Here is a 21,507-nt window from a genome sequence, read left to right as displayed (position 1 = left end):
GCCCGGAGGAGATGGACCTCTCGGTGGTCGCCGAGGCCGCGGCGGACGCGTTCCGGGCGGCCAGGCCGTCGCACGAGCTGGAGGTCGACGCCGACACGGTGACCATGACCGCCGACCCGACGCGGGTGCGGCAGGTGCTCGACAACCTGCTGACCAACGCGGCCGTGCACACCCCGGCGGGCACGGCGGTGCGGCTGAAGGTGACGGCCGAGAACGGCTGGGCGGTGGTCCGGGTGAGCGACACGGGTCCCGGCATCCCGCAGGCCGACCAGGCGCGGATCTTCGACCGGTTCTACCGCGTGGACGACTCGCGGACCCGCCAGCGCGGCGGCAGCGGCCTCGGCCTCGCCGTGGTGCGCTCGCTCGTGGAGGCGCACGGCGGCTCGATCGGGCTGGCCAGCCGGCCGGGCGAGACGGTCTTCACGATCCGCCTCCCCCGGCACCGCGACTAGTTCACTCGGCCTGCGACGACGTCGCCCACAGGTCGATGCCCGACTCGACGGCGTACTTGTCGATCTCGGCCAGCTCGTCGTCGGTCAGCGGTGGCGCCTGCAGCGCCGCGAGGTTCTGCTCCAGCTGCCCCACCGACGACGCGCCGATCAGCGCCGACGTGACGCGCGGGTCGCGGATCGTCCAGGTCAGCGCGAGCTGCGCGAGCGACTGACCGCGCGAGGACGCGATCTCGTCGAGCGACCGGATGCGGCTGAGGTTCTCGTCGCTGAGCAGGTCCGTCGACAGCGACTTGCCCTGCGTCGCCCGTGAGCCCTCGGGGATGCCGTTCAGGTAGCGGTCGGTCAGCATGCCCTGCGCGAGCGGCGAGAACGCGATGCAGCCCGCGCCGACCTCCTCGAGGGTGTCGAGCAGCTCCGGCTCGATCCAGCGGTTGAGCATCGAGTAGGACGGCTGGTGGATCAGCAGCGGCACGCCCGCGGACCGCAGCAGCTCGGCCGCCTCGCGCGTCTTGGTGGGCGAGTACGACGAGATGCCGACGTAGAGCGCCTTGCCCTGCTGGACCGCGCTGACGAGCGCGCCCATCGTCTCCTCGAGCGGCGTCTCCGGGTCGAAGCGGTGCGAGTAGAAGATGTCGACGTAGTCGAGGCCCATCCTCGTCAGCGACTGGTCGAGCGAGCTGAGCAGGTACTTCCGGCTACCCCACTCCCCGTACGGCCCCGGCCACATGTCGTAGCCCGCTTTCGTCGAAATCACGAGCTCGTCGCGGTACGGCCTGAGATCATCCTTCAGGATCTGCCCGAACGTGATCTCCGCACTTCCGTACGGAGGTCCGTAGTTGTTGGCGAGGTCGAAGTGCGTGACACCGAGGTCGAACGCCCTCCGCGCGATCCCGCGGCCCGACTCGTAGGGCCGGTCACCGCCGAAGTTGTGCCACAGGCCGAGCGAGATGGCGGGCAGCTTGAGGCCGCTGCGTCCCGTCCGCCGGTAAGTCATCTGGTCGTAGCGCGCGCTATCCGCGAGGTAGGACATGGTGCCCACAATGTCACGTCCTGATGGGACAGAGCAGGACGAGCGCCACGTCTTCCTGCGCGCGGAGGACGTGCGGGTCATGGTCGTCGAGGCGAAGGACTCCCCCGCGGGCCTGCGGATCTACCGGACGTGGATCGACGGACTCCTCGACCTCGACTTCCTGACGATGACCGGGCCGCTGGTCCTCGTCGGCTGCCACTTCACCGGCGAGCTGACGATGCGCCACGCGCAGATCGCGACGATCGACCTCAGCGGCTCGGCCGTGTGGGACGTGCGGGCGGAGGGCCTGCGCACCCGCCAGTTCGAGATGACCCACGCGCGCTGCGCCGACCTGTTCGACCTCGACCACGCCCAGGTGGACGGCTCCCTCTCGCTGAACGGGTCGAGCGTCGGCTCGTTCACCGCGTACGGGCTGCGCGTGGGCGGCTCGTTCACCGCACGGGGGCTGTACGCCCATCCGCGGTTCCGCGGCGGCACCGCCCTCTTCCTGCTCAACTGCGAGGTCGGCGGCGACCTGCTCCTCGACGACGCCGTCGTCACCGGTCTCGGCGGCTCGGCGGTCGTCGCCGACGGCACGCGGATCCGCGGGATGGTCTCCGCGGCCGGCGCGGTCCTGCGCGGCGACGGCGCGAGCGACGCCGTGTCCCTCATCGACTGCATCGCGGGTGCGCTCGAGCTGACCGGCGCCGTGCTGCGCGCGCAGGAGGGCAGCGCGCTGAACGCGGACGGCGCGCAGTTCCGCGCCGAGGCGACGCTGAAGTGGATCGACGCGGTCTCCCGCGGGCCCGCAGCGACGGTCCAGATGATCGACACGAGGATCGGCGCCGGCCTGCTGCTCACCGGGCTGGTGCGCAACCGCGGCGGCCGCGCGGTGCTGCTGCACAAGACCGCGGTGGAGGCCAGCCTGTCCGTGCGCGAGGCCGAGATCGACGCCGTCACCGGGAACTCCGCCCTGGAGATCAGCAACTGCGACGTGGCGAGCGCCCTGGTCCTGCTGTCCCACCGGATCGTCAACCGGGGCGACGGCCTCCAGCTGGACCTGGTCATGACCGGGGCGGGACGCGCGCTGGTCCTCGACACCGGCGGGCTCACCGACGTCACCCTGAACGGCCTGACCTACCCCGAGCCGACCGGCGACACCGACGCGTGGCTGAGGGTGCTGCGCGACCACACGCACGACTACGAAGCCCAGCCCTACCAGCAGCTCGCGGCCGTCCACCGCGCCGCCGGCCACGAGCACACCGCGCGGCGCGTGCTGATCGCGCAGCAGGAGGACCTGCGCCGGCGCGGCGACCCCGGCAACCGGCTCTGGCACTGGTTCCTGGGCGTCACGCTCGGCTACGGCCACCGGCCGTCGCGGGCGGTGGCGGGGTTGCTGGTGACGTTCCTGCTGGCGGTCGGTCTGGTGTGGACGGCGGGCGCCGCGGGCGGCCTCACCCCGGCCAAGGACCGGCCCGCCGAGTCCTGTTCACCGGTGAACAGGATCAGTCTTGCGGCCGATCTCGCCATCCCGCTCGTGAAGCTCGGTGGGACACCGCGCTGCGAACTGGCGAACGGACCAGCCGGGCAGTGGGCGACCGGAGCAGGCTGGGCGGTCCAGATCCTCGGCTGGTCCTTCGCCACGCTGAGCGTCGCGGGCTTTACCGGACTCGTTCGCAAAAGCTGAGGAACCGTCATATCGAAATGAGATGAGGGTCCGCCCACCTGGGCGAACCCTCTTCCGCTTTGGAGCCGGCGAGGGGAATCGAACCCCTAACCTTTCGCTTACAAGGCGAGTGCTCTGCCAATTGAGCTACGCCGGCCTGGCGGTGTTCGCGAACATGGTAAGCGCCCGTTGCTGGTGCTCCCTGCGGCGAACGGTCTGCTCTCAGTGTGATCGGATTGCTCCGACCGGAGCTGGACCAACCAACTGAGTGGATCAGGGCGCCGAGCAGGGCGCCTTGACCAGGTCAGGAGGGTAATCGACAGACAGTGATCATGTCCTCCTTTTCGGGTCGCCCGATCGGAGGTGGTCGACACCACAGCTTCTGTCGAAGTGCCCGTCACGATCGCACAACGGAGGTGCGAGAGATTTCAACCAACAACCTGCACGGCCCCTCGCTGCCCGACGACACCACTGTTCACCTGGTCCTCGATCTCGCACTCAGGATCGGTGAGGTCCAAATGTCCAGCGGGGCCGGCGCGGCCGATGTGACAGCGACGATTCTTTCCGTCACCGAGAGCTATGGACTTCCGCACACGGAAGTCGACGTGATCTACACCTCCATCAGCGTGTCGTGCCACCGCGGCACGGAAGCACCCCCGATCACCGCCGTGCGCGTGGTCCGGCAGCGCAGTCTGGACTACACCCGGCTGGCCGCCGTCGAGCACCTCGTGAACAACCTCGGGCCCATCGAGGACGCCCACGCCGAGCTCGAGGACATCACCAACGCCAAGCACCCGTACCCGCGCTGGGTCGCCACCGCCGCGTGGGCCGGCATGGCCGCGGCCGTGGCGTTCCTCGTCGGCGGCGGGGTGGTGCTCGCGCTCACCGCGGCGGCCATCACCGCCGTGGTCGACCGGGTGGGGAGGGTCCTCAACCGCCGCGCGCTGCCGTTCTTCTTCCAGCAGGTGGTCGGCGGCGCGCTCGGCACGGGCGCGGCGCTGGCCGTCTACGCGACCGGGCTGCTCCCCGTGCGCCCCAGCCTGCTGGTGGCCGTCGGCATCGTCGTGCTGCTGTCCGGGCTCGCGCTGGTGAGCACCGTGCAGGACGCGATCTCCGGCTACAACGTCACCGCGGCCGGGCGCACCGTGGAGACCGTGCTGCTCAGCGCCGGCCTGATCGCGGGCGTCGCGCTGGCCATCCGCACGGCCGTCCACTTCGGACTGGACATCCGGCTCAGCGACCCGCTGCCCGCGCTGATCTCCGCGGTGCCGATGCAGTTCGCGGCCGGCGCGGCGACGAGCGCCTTCTTCGCGCTCGCCTGCTACGCCCAGCCCCGCGCGCTGATGGCCGCCGCCGTCTCCGGCGCGATCGGCACGGCCGCCTACGGCCTCGCGACGAGCTTCGGCCTGGACGCCCTGCTGAGCTCCGCCGCGGCCGCCGCGATCACCGGCTTCGGCGGCGCGACGCTGACGCGCCGGCTCGGCATCCCGACGCTCGTCGTCGTGCAGGCCGGCGTCGTGCCGCTGCTGCCCGGCTGGACCACCTACCGGGGCCTGTTCCAGCTCACCGCGGAGGGCGACCCGGCCGGGCTGAGCACCCTGGTGTTCGCGAGCGGCATCGCGCTCGCCCTCGCCGGGGGCGTCGTGTTCGGCGAGTACCTCGCCCAGCCGGTGCGCACGGGCCTCGGCCGCCTGGAACGCCGGTTCGCCGGCCCGCGGCTGTCCGGGCCGCTCAGGCCCACCAGGCGTCGGTTGGAGTGAACCTGCTTGTGACGGCCGTTACACGACACGCGACACGTTCGCGTCGGCACTAGCCTGGGAATTTGTGAGCATGGACATTGGCGAGAACGGGGCGGAATTCGTCGTCGTGGCCAACCGGCTGCCGGTTGACCTGGAGCGTCTGCCCGACGGAACGGAGCGCTGGAAGCACAGTCCGGGAGGACTGGTGAGCGCGCTCGAACCGTTCCTCCGCTCACACAGCGGCGCGTGGGTCGGCTGGCCCGGCGTGGCCGACGCCGACGTGGCGCCGTTCGAGGACGACGGCCTGCTGCTGCACCCCGTCGAGCTGTCCGCCAAGGAGGTCGAGGACTACTACGAGGGGTTCTCGAACGGCACCCTCTGGCCGCTCTACCACGACGTCGTGGCGCAGCCCGCGTTCCACCGGCACTGGTGGAACGCGTACGTGAAGGTCAACCAGCGCTTCGCCGACGCGACCGCGAAGGTGGCGGCGCAGGGCGCGACGGTGTGGGTGCAGGACTACCAGCTGCAGCTCGTGCCGGCGATGCTGCGCGAGCAGCGGCCCGACCTCAAGATCGGCTTCTTCCTGCACATCCCGTTCCCGCCGGTCGAGCTGTTCATGCAGCTGCCGTGGCGCACGGAGATCATCCGCGGCCTGCTCGGCGCCGACCTGGTCGGCTTCCACCGGCCCGGTGGCGCGCAGAACTTCCTCTGGCTGGCCCGGCGCCTCGTCGGCCTGGAGCCGAGCCGCGGCACCGTCGGCGTCCGCACCCGGCCGGGCGTCGTGCAGGTCGGCGACCGCACGGTGCGCGTGGGCGCGTTCCCGATCTCGATCGACAGCGCGGGCCTCGACTCGGTCGCCCGGCGCAAGGAGACGCAGGCCCACGCGAGGAAGATTCGAGAGGACCTCGGCAACCCGAAGCGCATCCTGCTCGGCGTGGACCGCCTCGACTACACGAAGGGCATCGACGTCCGGATCCGCGCTCTCTACGAGCTGATCGCGGACGGACGGGTCGACCCCGAGGACGTCGCGATGGTCCAGCTCGCCACGCCCAGCAGGGAGCGCGTCGACCACTACGTGACGATGCGCAAGGACATCGAGCAGTCCGTCGGCCGGATCAACGGCGAGTTCGGGCGCGTCGGCAAGCCCGTCGTGCACTACCTCCACCAGTCGGTGAACCGCGAGGAGCTCGTCGCGTTCATGAGCGCGGCGGACGTCATGGTCGTCACGCCCGTTCGGGACGGAATGAACCTCGTGTGCAAGGAGTACGTGGCCTGCCGATACGATCTTGGCGGAGCTCTGGTGCTGAGCGAGTTCGCTGGCGCTGCCGCAGAGCTGACCAGTGCGTTCCTGGTGAACCCCCACGATCTGGACGGTGTCAAGAACGCTCTGCAGGCCGCCCTCGACATCGATCCCGCCGAAGGCCGCCGTAGGATGCGCGCGCTGCGCCGCCAAGTCCTCACCCACGACGTCGACCGCTGGGCGAGGTCGTTCCTGGAGGCGCTGGGTACGCAGACCTCGGTCTGAATCCTTTCAGACCTGCCCATGACCCATCAAGTGCTCCTGGAGGGGCGTTGACCGCCGAGGCCCTCCCCGCCGAACTGCGCAGAGCGATCGTGCAGCTCGCCCGTACCCCACGACTGCTAGTCGCAAGCGACTACGACGGAACACTGGCTCCGATCGTGGCCGATCCCGAGAAGGCCCGTCCGCTCCCGGAGTCGGTGAACGCGCTGCGTTCCCTCGCGTCGCTGCACGAGACCACCTCAGCCGTGATCTCCGGTCGCGCGCTGCGCGACCTGGCCACGCTGTCCCGGCTGCCGGGCGAGGTCCACCTCGTCGGGTCGCACGGCTCCGAGTTCGACGTCGGCTTCGTCCACGCGCTCAACGCCGACGCCAAGGCGTTGCTGCGCCGGCTCGAGGCCGAGCTCGAACAGATCGCGGACGGCCAGGAGGGCGTCCAGCTCGAGGTCAAGCCCGCCTCGGTCGCCGTGCACGTGCGCCGTGCCGCGTCCGAGGCGATCGGCGAGGCCGTGCTGTCCGCCGTCCGCTCCGGCCCGTGCACCTGGGACGGTGTGCAGGTCACGGAGGGCAAGGCCGTGATCGAGCTCGCCGTCGTCGAGACCAACAAGGGGCAGGCGCTCGACATCCTGCGCCACCAGGTGGGCGCCACCGCGGCGATCTTCCTGGGCGACGACGTGACGGACGAGAAGGCGTTCGCGCGCCTGTCCGGCCCGGACGTCGGCATCCGCGTGGGCGCCGGCGAGTCGCTGGCCGAGCACTACGTCGCCGACCCGTCCGACGTCGCGACCGTGCTCGCGTTCCTCCTGGAGGAGCGTCGGGCGTGGCTGCACGGCGACCAGGCCGTGCCGATCGAGCGCCTGACCATGCTCGCGAACGAGCGTTCCGTGGCGCTGGTGACCCCGGACGCCAAGGTCAACTGGCTGTGCCACCCCGAACCGGACTCGGCGGCGATCTTCGCCGACCTGCTCGGCGGGCCGGCCGCGGGCCACTTCTCGATCAAGCCGGAGCACGGGTCGCTGCCGCTGGGCCAGCGCTACCTGCCGGGCACGATGATCGTCGAGACCCGCTGGTCGCGGCTCCTGGTGACGGACTACCTGGAGCAGAACCTGGCCTCGCACCGCACGGACTTGGTCCGGCGGATCTCCGGCTCGACCAACGCGGTGATCACGTTCGCGCCGCGGCCCGAGTTCGGGCAGGTGCCCGTGCGGCTGCTGCGCGAGCGCGACGGCCTGCGGGTCGTCGGCACCTCGGACCCGATGGTGCTGCGCTCGCCCGGCGTCGACTGGGAGATCACCTCCGACGGCCAGCAGGAGACCGCACGCGCCGTCGTCCGCCCGCGTGAGGGCGCGCACGTGCTGCTGGAGCTGCGCTGCGGCACCGACGACCTCTCCGAGCACCCGTTGAACGAGTCGGTGCGCCGCGACCTCGCCGCCCACTACTGGTCCGACTGGGCGGCCGGCCTGACGCTGCCGACCGTGCAGACCGACCTGGTGCTGCGCTCGGCGCTGACGCTGCGCGGCCTGGTGCACAAGGACTCCGGCTCGATCATGGCGGCGGCCACCACGTCGCTGCCGGAGGAGCTCGGCGGCGTCCGCAACTGGGACTACCGCTACTGCTGGCTGCGCGACGGCGCGATGACCGCCGCCGCGCTCGTGTCGGTGGGCTCCTACGCCGAGGCCGACGGCTTCCTGGCGTGGCTGCACGGCGTCCTGGAGACCATCCCGGGCCCGGAGCGGCTGCACCCGCTCTACACGCTGCACGGCACCCAGCTGGGCGCCGAGGCCGTGATCGACACGCTGCCCGGCTACGCGGGCTCGCGCCCGGTGCGCGTGGGCAACCTCGCGAACCAGCAGGTGCAGCTCGACGTGTTCGGCCCGGTCGTCGACCTGGTCGTCTCGCTGGCCACCGCCCGCGGCACGCTGTCGGACACCGACTGGGCGATGGTCCAGGCGATGGCCGAGGCCGTCTCGCGGCGCTGGCACGAGCCCGACCACGGCATCTGGGAGGAGCGGCACGCGCCGCGCCACCACGTGTACTCGAAGGTCATGTGCTGGCTCACGATCGACCGCGCGATCAAGCTCGGCGAGCAGTTCGGCCGTGAGCTCGACCCGTCCTGGGTGCCGCTGCGCGACACGATCTCCACGGACGTGCTGAAGAACGGCTGGAACGACGAGGTCCAGTCGTTCACCACCGCCTACGACGGTGACGACCTCGACGCGGCGTCGCTGTTCGTCGGCCTGTCGGGCCTGATCGACCCGACCGACGAGCGCTTCCAGTCGACGGTGACGGCCATCGAGGCGGAGCTGCGGTCCGGCTCCACGGTCTACCGCTACCACCGCGACGACGGCCTGCCGGGCGACGAGGGCGGCTTCCACCTGTGCGCGGCGTGGATGATCGAGTCCTACCTGCTCACCGGGCGCCGCACCGAGGCCGAGGAGCTCTTCGGCCAGATCGTCGCGGCCGCGGGCCCCACCGGCCTGCTGCCCGAGGAGTACGACCCGGTCGCCGAGCGCTCGCTGGGCAACCACCCGCAGGCGTACTCGCACCTGGGCCTGATCCGCTGCGCCCAGCTGCTCTCGCAGTGAGTTCGTGCCGCCGCGGTCCTCACCAGGGCCGCGGCGGCACCTTCTCGATGATCGTCGCAATGCCCGCGGAGCGCCCCAGCAACGTGATCCGGTCGCTGCGCACCAGATGAGCACACGCGGGCGGCACGAACGGCCTCAGCCGCGCTGTGGCCCGTTCCCCGGGCCCCAGGACGGGCTTGGACTCGATCCACAGCGCCGCCAGCCGCTGCTCGTTCCCCGTGACGTCCCAGACGGGCCGTTCTCCCCTGGCCTGCAACGGCTCCGCGCCGGGGTCCAGCACCAGCTCGACCCGCCACAGCCCCTGGATCGACTCCACGCACCGCCACTGGAACCAGGCGTCGTCCTGCTCCAGCTGCGTGGCCGCCTCGGCGAGCAACGCCCAGAACTGCGGCGTCTGCCAGGTGTTGCCGCCGAACTCGCCGAGCAGGTCGAGGACCAGCTCCCACTCCTCGAGGTCCACGTAGTCGAGCAGGTCCTCGGTGCGCACCTCGGGGGGCACCAAGCCCACGGCGAACCGCAACAGCTCGCCGATCTCGCGGTCGTGTCTCCCCAACACCCGCGTATTCGACCACGCGCCCGGATCCGGGCGCGGCCCGCCCGGCCGCCGGGCGTCCAAACCGGACAGAACGTCCGGCGCCGGCTCAGTCCTCGTCGTCCCGGTTCTCGGCCTTGTCGCCCTTGCCGGAGCTGCGCCGCCGGTTGAGCCCGAGCACGTCCAGCGCCGACACCAGGTCGTTCGCCACCAGCGCCCGCACCCCGTCCGGCAGCGGCCCGTGGTCCGGCGGCACCAAGGCCTTCTTGAAACCGAGCCGTGCGGCCTCCTGGAGCCGCTTCCCGACGCCGTTGACCCGCCGGATCTCCCCGGCGAGCCCGACCTCGCCGAGCACCACCAGGTCGGCCGGCAGCGCGATCTCCCGCTCGGCGGAGGCCACCGCCAGCACCACCGCGAGGTCGGCGGCGGGCTCGACCAGCCGCATGCCGCCGACGGTCGCCGTGAAGACGTCCTTCTGGAACAGGTTGACCTTGCCGCGCTTCTCGAGCACCGCCAGCGCCATCGAGATCCGCGCGGAGTCCAGCCCGCTGACCGCGCGGCGGGGCGCGGGCAGGTTCGTCTTGGCCACCAGCGCCTGCACCTCGCCGAGCATCGGGCGCTTGCCCTCGACGATCACCGTCACGCAGGTGCCCTCGACGGCCTTCTCCCGGCGCGTCAGGAAGAGCCCCGACGGGTCCGGCACGCCGACGATGCCGTCGTCGCGCAGCTCGAAGCAGCCCACCTCGTCCGCCGCGCCGTAGCGGTTCTTGATGCCGCGCAACAACCTCAGCGACGAGTGCCGGTCGCCCTCGAACTGCAGCACGACGTCGACCAGGTGCTCTAGGACCCGTGGCCCCGCAACGGATCCGTCCTTGGTCACGTGCCCGACGAGCACGACCGGCAGCCCGCGCTCCTTGGCCATCGCGATCAACCCGGACGCGACCGTGCGCACCTGCGTGACGCCACCGGGCACGCCCTCGACGCTGACGGTCGACATGGTCTGCACGGAGTCGACGATCAGCATCGACGGCTTCACCTGGTCGACCTGGCCGAGCAACGCGCTGAGCTCGCTCTCGGCCGCCAGGTACATCTCGGCGTGCAGGTTGCCGGTGCGCTCGGCGCGCAACCGCACCTGCCCCGCGGACTCCTCACCCGTGACGTAGAGGCACCGCCCGTGCGACTCGGCCCAGCGGTGCGCGGTCTCGAGCAGCAACGTGGACTTGCCGACCCCCGGCTCGCCCGCCAGCAGCACGACGGCCCCCGGCACGAGTCCGCCCCCCAGGACGCGGTCGAACTCGCTCACGCCGGTCGACAGGGCCCGCGCCGACTCGATGTCGACCTCGCCGATGGGCCGCGCCGCCGACGTGGGCGCGCCCGCCACGACCCGCGTCACCGACGCGGTGCCGCGTTCCTCGATGCTGCCCCAGGCCTGGCACTCGGGGCAGCGGCCGAACCACTTCGCCACCTCGTGCCCGCACTCGGCACACCGGAAGATCGGCCGCGCTGTCTTCGCCACGGACCGAACGGTAGAGCACGGCACCGACAGAAACGCGCGCCGCAGGTCAGCCGGGGTGCTGCGGGCTTCGCGAGCCCGGTCGGACGAAGAACGCCGCCCCCTCACGAAGAGGGAGCGGCGTTCTCCACGCGGTGAGCGGGGCTCAGTGGCCGCCGCCCTCGCCCTCGACCACGCGCTTGTGGTCGGACGGCGCCACCGGCACCTCGAGCGTCAGCGAGCCGGCCTTCTCGAACAGGAACGTGATCTTCACCGTCTGCGCGGCCACGACCTCGCGGTTCAGCTTCTTCAGCGTGCAGCGGATCTGCAGCACCTCGAGGTCCTGGTCCTGGTCCGCCGACGGCGGCAGCGACGAGGAGGACGGGCGGCCGGACGACGACGGCGCACCGGACGACGGCGCACCCGAGGTCACCGAGACCGACGACGAGGCCGCGTTGGAGGACGACGACGGGGCGTTCGACGACGAGGACTGCACACCCGACGACGGCACACCCGAGGAGGTCTGCGCGACCGACGACGAGGCGGCGGACGACGACGCGGTGGACGAGGGCTTCGACGGCGCCTTCGAGGCGTCGTACTCGGCGCGCAGCGCGTACTGGGCCGGGATCTCCTTGGAGCCCGCGACCTCGGCCTCGCCCTCGGCGGCGTCGGACTTGATCGACAGCAGCTTGTCCGCCGACGAGCCGCTGTTCGCGATGACGAACGTCAGCGGCGCGTCCTCGCCGTCCTTGTAGCGGTTGCCGTCCGGCGGGAACGCCAGCATGACGTTGCGCACGGCGATCGGGCCCGCGTTTCCGCTGGCACCGTCGACGGCGGCTACCTGGGTGTCGGTCTGGGTGACCTGACCGGCGCTGCAGCCGACCGCGGCCAGGCCCAGGCCTGCGGCCAGCGCTGCCGTCACGACCAACCGGCGAGACACTCCTGAGTTCACGGCTCCAGCGTCCTTCCTAGGGAACAACCACCAGGCAAAGAGCCTAACCGGGGCCCTGAACGAGGACGCGACGTGGTGCCACTCGATCTTGACAACCCCGTACGTTGCACGCGAACAGGTGGTTTGTCAACCCCCCGCGCGGCCCTGACCAGCACTAACGGATCTTCGAGCGGCGTTCGAAGGGTTGCTGGGCGTGTTAGGATGGAGGAAGCGAAAGGGGCAGAGGACACATGGTTTTCAAGGTCGGAGAGACCGTCGTCTACCCGCACCACGGTGCCGCTCTCATCGAAGCAATCGAGACCCGCGTTATCAAGGGCGAGGAGAAGAAGTACCTCGTTCTCAAGGTGGCGCAGGGCGACCTCACCGTTCGGGTTCCCGCTGACAACGCCGAGATCGTAGGCGTGCGTGACGTTGTCGGCCAGGAAGGGCTCGACCGGGTCTTCGAGGTCTTGCGCGCTCCCCACACCGAGGAGCCGACCAACTGGTCTCGGCGGTACAAGGCCAACCTTGAGAAGCTCGCCTCCGGCGACGTGAACAAGGTTGCGGAAGTGGTGCGCGACCTCTGGCGGCGCGAGAAGGATCGCGGGTTGTCCGCCGGCGAGAAGCGGATGCTGGCGAAGGCGCGGCAGATACTGGTCAGCGAGCTGGCGCTGGCCGAGGGTACCGACGAGGACAAGGCCGAGGTTCTCCTCGACGAAGTTCTCGCCACCGCGTCGTAGTTCTTCAACACAACACATTTAGAGCATCGGATAACGCCGCGAGATGAGTGTTGTCGCGCTCGTTCCTGCGGCAGGGCGGGGTGAGCGCCTGGGCTACGGGATGCCCAAGGCGCTCGTGCCGGTCAACGGAGTTCCGCTGCTGACCCGTGCCGTACGAGGCCTGTTCGAGTCAGGCCACGTCCAGCACGTCGTCATCGCCGCTCCACCGTCCGATGTGGATTCAGTGCACACCGCAACCGCCTCGCTGGCCCCGGCCGGCGGGGCGGTGCACGTGCTTTCAGGGGGTTCCGAACGCACCGACTCGGTGCGCCTCGCCCTCGACCACGCGCTGCGCGTGATCCCGGACACCTCCATCGTGCTGGTGCACGACGCCGCCCGTGCCTTCACCCCTCCCCGGGTGATCGCCGACGTCGTGGCCGCTGTGCGCGACGGGCACGACGCCGTCATCCCCGTGCTGCCGGTCGCCGACACGATCAAGCAGGTGAACGAGGTCGGAGTGGTCGTCGCCACACCTGACCGCGCCGGTCTGCGGGTCGTCCAGACCCCGCAGGGTTTCCGGGCCGAGACTCTCAAAGCCGCCTATCGCGCCGGTATCGCCGCGACTGACGACGCCGCCCTCGTGGAGAAGAACGGTGTCGAGGTCCACACGGTTCCCGGCCACGCGCACGCCATGAAGATCACCACCCCGTTCGACCTCGCGGTCGCGGAAGCACTGTTCAGCGGAGGCCAGGAGTGAGGATCGGCCAGGGCGTCGACGTCCACCCGATCGAGGCGGGCAGGGAGTGCTGGGTCGCCGGCCTGCTGTGGGAGGGCGTCGACGGGTGCGCGGGTCACTCCGACGGCGACGTCGCGTCCCACGCGCTGTGCGACGCGCTGCTGTCCGCCGCGGGCCTGGGCGACCTGGGCGCGGTCTTCGGCACCTCCGACCCGCGCTGGTCGGGCGCGCACGGAGTGGTCCTCCTCACGGAGGTGCGCCGCCTCGTCGAGGAGGCGGGCTACCGTGTGGGAAACGCCACAGTGCAGGTCATCGGCAACGCGCCGCGCATCGGCAAGCGCCGCGACGAGGCCCAGAAGGCCCTGTCCGACGCCGTCGGCGGTCCCGTGTCGGTCGCGGGCACCACGACCGACGGCCTCGGTCTCACCGGCCGCGGCGAGGGCATCGCGGCGATCGCCACGGCCCTGCTGGTCAGCGCGACCGGCTAGTCCGCCGGGCGGGCATCCCCGGCACGGCCGTCCCGCCCTCGAGGTTCCACCCGGCTGCGCGGCGGCGCCCTCCGTGCGGAACTCGTGCTCGCCCGGCACGAACGGCGCCGTCACCAACGCGGGCAACTCAGGCGCCGGCGGTGTGGTTCCCGCCACTACCATCCCTGTGGTGCCCAAGTACGACGTCTGCCTGTCCTTCGCCGGCGAAGACCGCGACTACGTCGAGGAGGTGGCCCGTCACCTCACCGAGCTGGGGATCTCCCGCTTCTACGACACCGACGAGCAGTCCGCCCTGTGGGGTGAGGAGCTCACCGAGTACCTGGACAAGATCTACCGCGAGGACTCGCGGTTCTGCGTGATGTTCGTGTCCGCCGACTACGTGCGGAAGCACTGGACGATCCACGAGCGCCGGTCCGCGCTCGCCCGCGGCCTGACGGACCCGCACCAGCCGTACGTCCTGCCCGCGCGGTTCGACGACACCCCGGTGCCCGGTGTCCGCCCCAGCCTCGGCTTCATCGACCTGCGCAACCGCACGCCGCGCGAGCTCGCCGTCCTGATCGCGGAGAAGGCCGGCACGCCGGTCGAGGCGAACCCGGCGGGCTGGGAGCTCCAGCTCTTCTCGGACACCGCCTCGATGCACCTGCGCAAGCTGAAGGACAAGCGGCTCAGCCACGAGATGGCCTTCGCCCCCGACGTGCGCACCCTCACCACCGACACCGAGGCGCACGACTACTACCTGATGCGCACCGGCGTGTTCGACAAGATCGTCAACGGTGTCGCGGACCTGCTGTCGCCCGGCAAGCAGCAGTGGGCGTTCGGCCCGGCGGGCCGCGCGGGCGACCGCGACCGGATCAAGCACCTCGCCACCCAGTTCGCGAAGTCCTACGAGAACCTCCTCGACTGGGCGGCCGACCTGCGCGGGACGACGACGCCCGAGCGCTACGCCCCGCTCTACGCGGCCACGGCGCAGCTGGCCGACCAGCCGCTCGGGCAGATCGAGGAGTTCCTCGCGCAGCTCGCGGCCGCCACCGAGCACAACGCGGGCACCCTGGAGCTGGCCCTCTCCTACGACGTCCGGCCCGTCGAGGCCGAGCTCGAAAAGGTCCAGACCACCTAGGGCCGCACCACGTAGAGTCGGGAGCGTGACGACCCGCGCTGCGCTCTTCGACTTCTCCGGCACGCTCTTCCGCCTCGAGCACCCCGGGCTCGGGGCCAACGGCGACCTGATGCGCGCGATGACCGCGCCCGTGGGCCTCGCCGACGGGATGGACCCCGAACTGGCCGACGGCTGGCTGCGGCGCGACCTCGACGCCGACGTGCACCGCTGGGTGCACGTGAAGCTGCTGGAGGACGCCCTGGTGCCGAACGCGGAGGCGTTCTACGACCAGCTCGTGCACCCCGACTCCTGGTTCCCGTACCCGGACACCAGGGCGGCGCTGGAGCACCTGCGGGACGTGCCCGTCGCGGTCGTCAGCAACATCGCGTGGGACATCCGCGCCGTGTTCGAGAAGTACGACCTGACGCACCTCGTGGACGAGTTCGTCCTCTCCTTCGAGGAGGGCGTCGTCAAGCCCGACCCGAAGATCTTCACGACCGCCTGCGAACGGCTCGGCGTCGACCCGCGCGACGCGGTGATGGTCGGCGACAGCGAGGAGGCGGACGGCGGAGCCGTCGCGATCGGCTGCTCCTTCCGGCTGGTCGATCCCGTTCCGACGAGTGACCGGCCGGACGCTCTGCTGGCTGTGGCCCGTACCATTCCCGTGTGAGCCTCCACATCTACGACACGGCGAGCCGGTCTCTGCGGGAGTTCCACCCGCAGGTCAACGGAACGGCGTCGATCTACGTGTGTGGGGCGACCGTGCAGGGCGTGCCGCACATCGGCCACGTCCGCAGCGGGCTCAACTTCGACGTCCTCCGTCGCTGGCTCGCCCGCGACGGCGCCGACGTCACGCTGGTCCGCAACGTCACCGACATCGACGACAAGATCCTCACCAAGGCCGCCGAGCACGACCGGCCGTGGTGGGAGTGGGCGTACACGCACGAGCGCGCGTTCGAGGACGCCTACGACGCGCTGGGCTGCCTGCCGCCGTCGTACGCGCCCCGCGCCACCGGCCACGTCACGCAGATGGTCGAGCTGATGCAGCGGCTGATCGACAAGGGCCACGCCTACGACGTCGGCGGCGACGTCTACTTCGACGTGCGCTCGCTTCCGGAGTACGGCGCGCTGTCCGGCCGCAAGATCGAGGACCAGCAGCAGGGCGAGACCGACATCCGCGGCAAGCGCGACCCGCGCGACTTCACGCTGTGGAAGTCCGCGAAGCCCGGTGAGCCGTCCTGGCCGACGCCGTGGGGCAACGGCAGGCCCGGCTGGCACCTCGAGTGCTCGGCGATGGCCACGACCTACCTCGGCAGCACGTTCGACATCCACGGCGGCGGGCTCGACCTGATCTTCCCGCACCACGAGAACGAGCAGGCGCAGTCGCGCGCGGCCGGCGACGGCTTCGCGAACTACTGGATGCACAACTACTGGGTGACGTTCTCCGGCGAGAAGATGTCCAAGTCGCTCGGCAACACCGTGTCCATCCCGGTGATGCTGGAGAAGGTCCGGGCCCAGGAGCTGCGGTACTACCTGGTGGCGCCGCACTACCGCTCGCACATCGAGTACTCGGACGAGGCGTTGCAGGAGGCGGTGACGTCCTACGGGCGCATCGAGTCGTTCCTGCGCCGCGCCACCGAGCGCCTCGGGCCGATCGAGCTCCGGGGCGACATGTGCCCGGACTTCGTGGCCGCGATGGACAACGACCTGAACACCCCCCAGGCCGTGGCCGCCCTGCACAACAAGGTGCGCCAGGGCAACACCGCACTCGCCGACGGCGCCCACGAGGAGGCCCGCGCGGCCGCCGAGTGCGTGCGCCGGATGGCCGACATCCTCGGCGTCGACCCGTTGTCGCCGAAGTGGAACGACCAGTCGTCTGCCGAGACCGGCATGCGGCAGGCGTTGACCACGCTGGTGGATCGACTGCTCGTCGAACGCCAGGAAGCCCGCAAGAGCAGGGACTTCGCGCGCTCTGACGCGTTGCGCGACCAGTTGCTGGACGCGGGCATCGCCGTCGAGGACACCCCCGACGGTCCGCAGTGGACTTTGAAGGACGACTGACTTCCAGTGGCTGGCAACTCCAAGCGCAAGGGCGCGATGCGCAACCCGGGCTCGAAGAAGGGCGCGGTCGTCGGCTCCGGCGGGCAGAAGTCCAAGGGGCTGCAGGGCAAGGGCCCGACCCCGAAGGCGTCTGAGCGCCCGAACCACCCCGCGTACAAGCGCGCCAAGGTGGCGGCGAAGACCGACGCCGTGAAGACCCAGCGGCGCCAGAAGACGGAGAAGGCCCAGGCCGAGACCGTCGCGGGCCGCAACCCCGTCGTCGAGTGCCTGCGCGCGGGCACGCCGGCGACGGCGCTGTACGTGGCGCTGGGCATCGACGCGGACGACCGCGTGGCCGAGGCCGTGCGCCTCGCCGCCGACCGGGGCATCTCCGTGCTGGAGGTGGCCCGCGGTGAGCTCGACCGGATCACCGGTGGCGCGATGCACCAGGGCCTCGGCCTGCAGGTGCCGCCCTACGAGTACGCGACCCCGAACGAGCTGCTGGAGACCGCCCAGCGCTCGGGCCGGCCGCCGTTGCTGGTGGCGCTGGACGGCGTGACGGACCCGCGCAACCTGGGTGCCGTCGTGCGGTCCGCCGCCGCGTTCGGCGCGCACGGCGTGGTGCTGCCGCAGCGGCGCAGCGCGTCGATGACGGCGGTGGCGTGGCGGACCAGTGCGGGCACCGCGGCGAGGCTGCCGATCGCGATGGCGACGAACCTCACGCGCACGCTCCGCGACTGGGCCGAGGCGGGCCTGATGATCGTCGGCCTGGACGCGGACGGTGACGTGGACGTCGACGGCCTCGAGCTCGCGACGGGCCCGCTGGTCGTCGTCGTGGGCTCCGAGGGCCGCGGTCTGGGTCGTCTCGTGAAGGAGACGTGCGACCAGACGGTGTCGATCCCGATGGCCTCCGGTGTCGAGTCGCTCAACGCGTCCGTCGCCGCCGGGGTCGTGCTGGCCGAGGTCGCGCGCCGCCGCAGGATCGACGCCAAGGGCTGACCGGTCTGACGTTATCGGCTAGTTCGCCACGCTAAGCGAGCCTTTTCGCCGACGTTAGTGATCGTTTTCCCGCCCGCTGAACCGGTTTCGTTCCGCGGGCGGGGAAACAGCACACCTCACATTTCGCGCCGCTCCCGGCTGCGGGTACGTTCGTGCCGATGGCAATTTGCACGTCCCTCCGGGCAGGAGTCGGAGCGTGTTGCACCGGTCGGCGCAGCTCGCGACACCCGTTTGGCATTGGCTGACACGCCGCGTGACCATTTGGGGTCCAATCAGGCGAGGCCGAGGTCAACTGTGAAGAAGATCAGCTCTGCGTTTCGCTATTGTAACTACTTTAGGTAACTGTCCTGCTCCGTTTAGGTACACACTGTGGTAGGACAGACGTTGAACGGTCAGGCAGCTTCTACCGTGATTGTCGATAGGAATTGATTACCACCGGCGGGGGCGACGTGACTCGGCGTAGAGCGAATCAGGACGAGCTGATTCGCCGCGCGCGGGGCGCGGCTCGCCGAGGTCGCGCATGACGACCCGCGGAGCCCTCCGCGAGCTCGTGGGTATGCGCGAGTTCCGCGCGATGTGGATCGGTTCGACGGCCTCGACCGCCGGTGACCAACTCGCGGCCGTCGCATTGTCACTGCTCGTATTCGAACGGACACAATCCGCTGCCTGGACCGCGCTCACGTGGTCGTTGACCCTGTTCCCGCCGCTGATTTCGGGACCGTTGCTCGGCTGGGTCGCCGACCGGTTCCCCCGGCGCACGGTAATGGTGACGACGGCCTGGTTGCAGGCCGTGCTGATGGGCGCGATGGCCATTCCCGGCATGCCGCTGTGGGCGATGATCGTGCTGCTCGTGGTGGTGCTGGCGATCTCCTCGCCCTATCTGGCGGCACAAGAGGCGAGCCTTCCTCACGTACTTCCGACAAGGCGCTACGACGACGGCGTGGCGTTGTTCGGCACGTCCGTCGACATCGCCCAGATGGCCGGTCTGGCCGCCGCAGGTTTCCTCGTCGCCCACACGAGCCCGGCCGTGGCGCTCGGCATCAACGCCGTGACGTTCGCGGCGATGGCGATCCTGGTGCAGACGTCCGTGCAGCACCGGCCGGCCGCGGATCCGCTGGGCCGCAAGAAGAAGGACGACGAACCACGCGGCGTGCTGACGCTGATGGTGTCCGAGCCGAGGCTGAGGACGCTGCTGGGCGTCCGGCTCCTCGCGGGCCTCGCGATGGTCCCGGAAGGCCTCGCGGTGCCACTGGCGGCGAGCCTGGACGCGGTGTGGGCGGTGGGCCTGATCCTCGCCATCGAACCCGCGGCGAACGTGCTGGGCGTGGCGCTGCTCTTCCGCCTCGTGCGGGACCCGGCGAAACGAGAACGGCTCATCGGGCCGCTCGCGATCCTGTCATTGGCTCCGCTGATCCTGTTCGCGTTCAACCCGAACCTGACCTGGACGATCGTTTTGCTGGTGTTCGCCGGTATAGGCGGGGCTTATCACACACCCGCTCGTTCGGCGTGGATGCGACTGCTGCCCGACCAGTACCGCGGAAGGGCTTATGGCATCGGGCGCGCGGCGTTGCGCTCGAGCCAGGGCGGCGGAATGGCACTGGCCGGTGTCGTCGCCCATTCGATCGGTTCGGTGACCGCCACGATCGCGGGTGCGGGCGGTGTGGGACTGCTGCTCGCTACCCAGGCGACCTTCGCCTGGAGACGTGCCCGGGGTCGCAACGACACGAAGGCGGTGGCAATCTGAAACAGAACGGTCACCAATAGCGATATCCGTTGCAGAGGTACCAGGATGGTTGAAGCCGGATCGGCGAGAGGCGGAGTTCAGAAGTCACGGTTGTTCATGGGAGAACACCTCCTCGTTGCGACGAGCGGCAGCGCAGGTAGGTCTACGACCTGGTCAGCGGCGGCTTGCTCATGAAGTGCCATGAGCGTAGGGGGTCGTGGTGAAGAACAGTTTGACTGATCGCAGGCGATCGCGGGGACTCGGCTTGACTCCGATTCGCAACTGGGACCTCTGGACCGTTGCGCCCAGCGCGATCGCTTACTTCTTCGTGCTCGAAGCAGCCGTGGCCGGAGCGTCCGTCTGGCTGCTGACGAAGCTGACTTCGGTCTCCCCCTCGGACTGGCTGCGCTTCGGCGCGCTGATCGCCGCGATCACGATCCACCTGACCATCGTCCGCAGAGCGGAGGAGGCCCGCCGCAACGAGGCCTCCGGCCCCCACATCGACCTGACCTCGGTCTGGACCTTCGCGGCAGCGGTGGCCTTACCGGGCGGCCTGGCGGTCATAGCCACGATCTGGATGCGCATCCTGATCCAGCCCATCGCCCGCCGCCAGCCCTACCGCTTCGTCTTCGGCACGGCCTCGATGCTCGCCTCGACCCTGCTCTCCTGGGCCCTGGTCCACTACTCGGGCATCTCCCTGGCCGCCACCGGCAACGTCCCCACCGACCTGAGCCTGGTCCTGGTCCTCGCCGTCACCGCGCTCCTGTACTGGTTCGTGCAGGTGATGACGGTCGCGGTGGCCTTCAAGATCGTCACCCCGAACTCGAAGGTCCTCGACTTCCTGGGTTCCAAGGTCGACAACATGCTGGAGATGAGCACCCTCGGCGCCGGCGTGATGCTGGGAATGCTCATGACGAGCCACTGGGTGGGCCCCCTGCTCCTGGTAGTCCCGGTCATCCTGGTGAACGCCCTCCTCTCGAGGGCAGGAGAACGCAGAGCCCACCTGGAACGCCTGCTGCGCGAACAGGAACAGCTCCACCAACGCCTGGCGGCAGACGCCCACACCGACTACCGGACGGGCCTGCTGAACACCAACGGCCTGGCCGAGTACGCGGGCAGACTGGCAGAACGCTGCCGCCTGGACGGCGAACCGATGACGGTCCTGGTCATCGACCTGGACCACTTCAAGCGCATCAACGACACCTGGGGCCACCCGGCAGGAAACGCGGTCCTGGCCGAGGTGGGCCGAATCCTCCGCGAAAAACTCCGCCCGGGCGACGTGGCGGGCAGGGACGGCGGCGAGGAGTTCGTCGTGGCCCTGAAGGACACCCCGGTGGCCCAGGGCGTGACCATCGCGGAACGCATCCGCGAGGCGATCGGCTCCCTGGCAGTCCCGACGACGGACAAGCACCGCAACGTGGTGACCCTCTACGGCCGCGAGATCCAGCCCCCAGAACCAGCAGGAGCAGACCTGCAGGCGATCAGCGCGTCCATCGGCGTGGCGGTGATCCCGGACAACGGCCCGGACATGGCAACGGCCCAGCACTCGGCGGACGCAGCCCTCTACAAGGCCAAGGAGAACGGCCGCAACCAGGTGAGGGTCGCAGGCCTGGACATCCCACCGCGCCTGATGCCGATGCCCCTCCCGAGGCAAGACGAGTCGGACATCACCAAGCCGATCACCTCACGCTCCGCATAAGCGAAGCCGAAGGCGAGCAGGCTCTTGGCTTTTGCTTTTGAGCGCAGCTCTCAGCGGTGGGTGCCCCGTCACGAGTCGCACC

The 21,507-nt window shown here is 70.3% G+C and carries 18 protein-coding genes and 1 tRNA gene; 14 read left to right on the top strand and 5 right to left on the bottom strand.

Annotated elements, in window-relative coordinates:
* Positions 1-452, top strand: a 452-nt coding sequence (locus ACFWGZ_RS25500; protein WP_382454091.1) for a sensor histidine kinase, incomplete at its 5' end; no start/stop codon positions are given.
* Between the two features lies 1 nt (position 453).
* On the opposite strand, the gene mgrA is transcribed toward ACFWGZ_RS25500, so the two are convergent.
* Entirely contained in the window at positions 454-1,482 is a 1,029-nt protein-coding gene (gene mgrA, locus ACFWGZ_RS25495; protein WP_382454090.1) for an L-glyceraldehyde 3-phosphate reductase, read from the bottom strand.
* A gap of 10 nt (positions 1,483-1,492) precedes the next feature.
* Between mgrA and ACFWGZ_RS25490 the strand changes: the two genes are divergently transcribed.
* Positions 1,493-3,148 (top strand): hypothetical protein, encoded by a 1,656-nt coding sequence (locus ACFWGZ_RS25490; RefSeq protein WP_382454089.1) that lies wholly within the window; start codon positions 1,493-1,495, stop codon positions 3,146-3,148.
* A 60-nt stretch (positions 3,149-3,208) separates the two neighbouring features.
* On the opposite strand, the gene ACFWGZ_RS25485 is transcribed toward ACFWGZ_RS25490, so the two are convergent.
* Positions 3,209-3,284, bottom strand: a tRNA-Thr gene (locus ACFWGZ_RS25485).
* A 175-nt stretch (positions 3,285-3,459) separates the two neighbouring features.
* On the opposite strand from ACFWGZ_RS25485, the gene ACFWGZ_RS25480 reads away from it, so the two are divergent.
* The 3 genes from ACFWGZ_RS25480 (at position 3,460) to otsB (ending at position 8,970) form a co-directional block, all read left to right on the top strand.
* Positions 3,460-4,887, top strand: a complete 1,428-nt coding sequence (locus tag ACFWGZ_RS25480) for a threonine/serine exporter ThrE family protein (protein ID WP_382454088.1) — start codon at positions 3,460-3,462, stop codon at positions 4,885-4,887.
* Between the two features lie 70 nt (positions 4,888-4,957).
* The gene (locus tag ACFWGZ_RS25475) at positions 4,958-6,391 is read left to right on the top strand and encodes a trehalose-6-phosphate synthase (protein ID WP_382454092.1); all 1,434 of its coding nucleotides are present in this window, start codon (positions 4,958-4,960) and stop codon (positions 6,389-6,391) included.
* A gap of 47 nt (positions 6,392-6,438) precedes the next feature.
* On the top strand, positions 6,439-8,970 hold the full coding sequence (gene otsB, locus ACFWGZ_RS25470) for a trehalose-phosphatase (protein ID WP_382454087.1): 2,532 nt from the start codon (positions 6,439-6,441) through the stop codon (positions 8,968-8,970).
* Between the two features lie 19 nt (positions 8,971-8,989).
* Here the strand turns inward: otsB and ACFWGZ_RS25465 are convergent, their stop codons facing one another.
* The 3 genes from ACFWGZ_RS25465 to ACFWGZ_RS25455 all read right to left on the bottom strand — a co-directional run bounded on the left by ACFWGZ_RS25465 (position 8,990) and on the right by ACFWGZ_RS25455 (position 11,946).
* Positions 8,990-9,526 (bottom strand): hypothetical protein, encoded by a 537-nt coding sequence (locus tag ACFWGZ_RS25465; RefSeq protein WP_382454086.1) that lies wholly within the window; start codon positions 9,524-9,526, stop codon positions 8,990-8,992.
* 85 nt (positions 9,527-9,611) lie between these two features.
* Entirely contained in the window at positions 9,612-11,018 is a 1,407-nt protein-coding gene (gene radA / locus ACFWGZ_RS25460) for a DNA repair protein RadA (protein ID WP_382454085.1), read from the bottom strand.
* Positions 11,019-11,160: 142 nt separating this feature from the next.
* Entirely contained in the window at positions 11,161-11,946 is a 786-nt protein-coding gene (locus ACFWGZ_RS25455) for a hypothetical protein (RefSeq protein WP_382454084.1), read from the bottom strand.
* Positions 11,947-12,176: 230 nt separating this feature from the next.
* On the opposite strand from ACFWGZ_RS25455, the gene ACFWGZ_RS25450 reads away from it, so the two are divergent.
* The 9 genes from ACFWGZ_RS25450 to ACFWGZ_RS25410 all read left to right on the top strand — a co-directional run bounded on the left by ACFWGZ_RS25450 (position 12,177) and on the right by ACFWGZ_RS25410 (position 21,425).
* Positions 12,177-12,665, top strand: a complete 489-nt coding sequence (locus tag ACFWGZ_RS25450) for a CarD family transcriptional regulator (RefSeq protein WP_065915127.1) — start codon at positions 12,177-12,179, stop codon at positions 12,663-12,665.
* 43 nt (positions 12,666-12,708) lie between these two features.
* Entirely contained in the window at positions 12,709-13,401 is a 693-nt protein-coding gene (gene ispD / locus ACFWGZ_RS25445; RefSeq protein WP_382454083.1) for a 2-C-methyl-D-erythritol 4-phosphate cytidylyltransferase, read from the top strand.
* Positions 13,398-13,868, top strand: coding sequence for a 2-C-methyl-D-erythritol 2,4-cyclodiphosphate synthase (gene ispF / locus ACFWGZ_RS25440; RefSeq protein ID WP_382454082.1), 471 nt, complete (start codon positions 13,398-13,400; stop codon positions 13,866-13,868). Before ispD ends, ispF begins: the two co-directional genes overlap by 4 nt.
* Before the next feature lie 169 nt (positions 13,869-14,037).
* Complete coding sequence (locus tag ACFWGZ_RS25435; RefSeq protein WP_382454081.1) at positions 14,038-14,985, top strand: toll/interleukin-1 receptor domain-containing protein; 948 nt, start codon at positions 14,038-14,040, stop codon at positions 14,983-14,985.
* Between the two features lie 25 nt (positions 14,986-15,010).
* Entirely contained in the window at positions 15,011-15,634 is a 624-nt protein-coding gene (locus tag ACFWGZ_RS25430) for an HAD family hydrolase (protein ID WP_382454080.1), read from the top strand.
* Positions 15,631-17,025 carry a cysteine--tRNA ligase gene (cysS, locus tag ACFWGZ_RS25425; protein WP_382454079.1) on the top strand — a complete coding sequence of 465 codons (1,395 nt, stop codon included), beginning with the start codon at positions 15,631-15,633 and terminating at the stop codon, positions 17,023-17,025. Before ACFWGZ_RS25430 ends, cysS begins: the two co-directional genes overlap by 4 nt.
* A 6-nt stretch (positions 17,026-17,031) precedes the next feature.
* Positions 17,032-18,003 (top strand): 23S rRNA (guanosine(2251)-2'-O)-methyltransferase RlmB, encoded by a 972-nt coding sequence (rlmB, locus tag ACFWGZ_RS25420; RefSeq protein ID WP_382454078.1) that lies wholly within the window; start codon positions 17,032-17,034, stop codon positions 18,001-18,003.
* A 520-nt stretch (positions 18,004-18,523) separates the two neighbouring features.
* Positions 18,524-19,747, top strand: a complete 1,224-nt coding sequence (locus tag ACFWGZ_RS25415) for an MFS transporter (protein WP_382454077.1) — start codon at positions 18,524-18,526, stop codon at positions 19,745-19,747.
* 244 nt (positions 19,748-19,991) lie between these two features.
* Positions 19,992-21,425 carry a GGDEF domain-containing protein gene (locus tag ACFWGZ_RS25410; RefSeq protein WP_382454076.1) on the top strand — a complete coding sequence of 478 codons (1,434 nt, stop codon included), beginning with the start codon at positions 19,992-19,994 and terminating at the stop codon, positions 21,423-21,425.
* Positions 21,426-21,507 lie beyond the last annotated feature (82 nt).

The sequence above is a fragment of the Lentzea sp. NPDC060358 genome, assembly GCF_042725365.1.
In the GTDB taxonomy this organism is placed as follows: Bacteria; Actinomycetota; Actinomycetes; order Mycobacteriales; family Pseudonocardiaceae; genus Lentzea.
The sequence above is the reverse complement of the archived record's forward strand: the minus strand, read 5'-3'. Positions and strand labels throughout refer to the sequence as shown.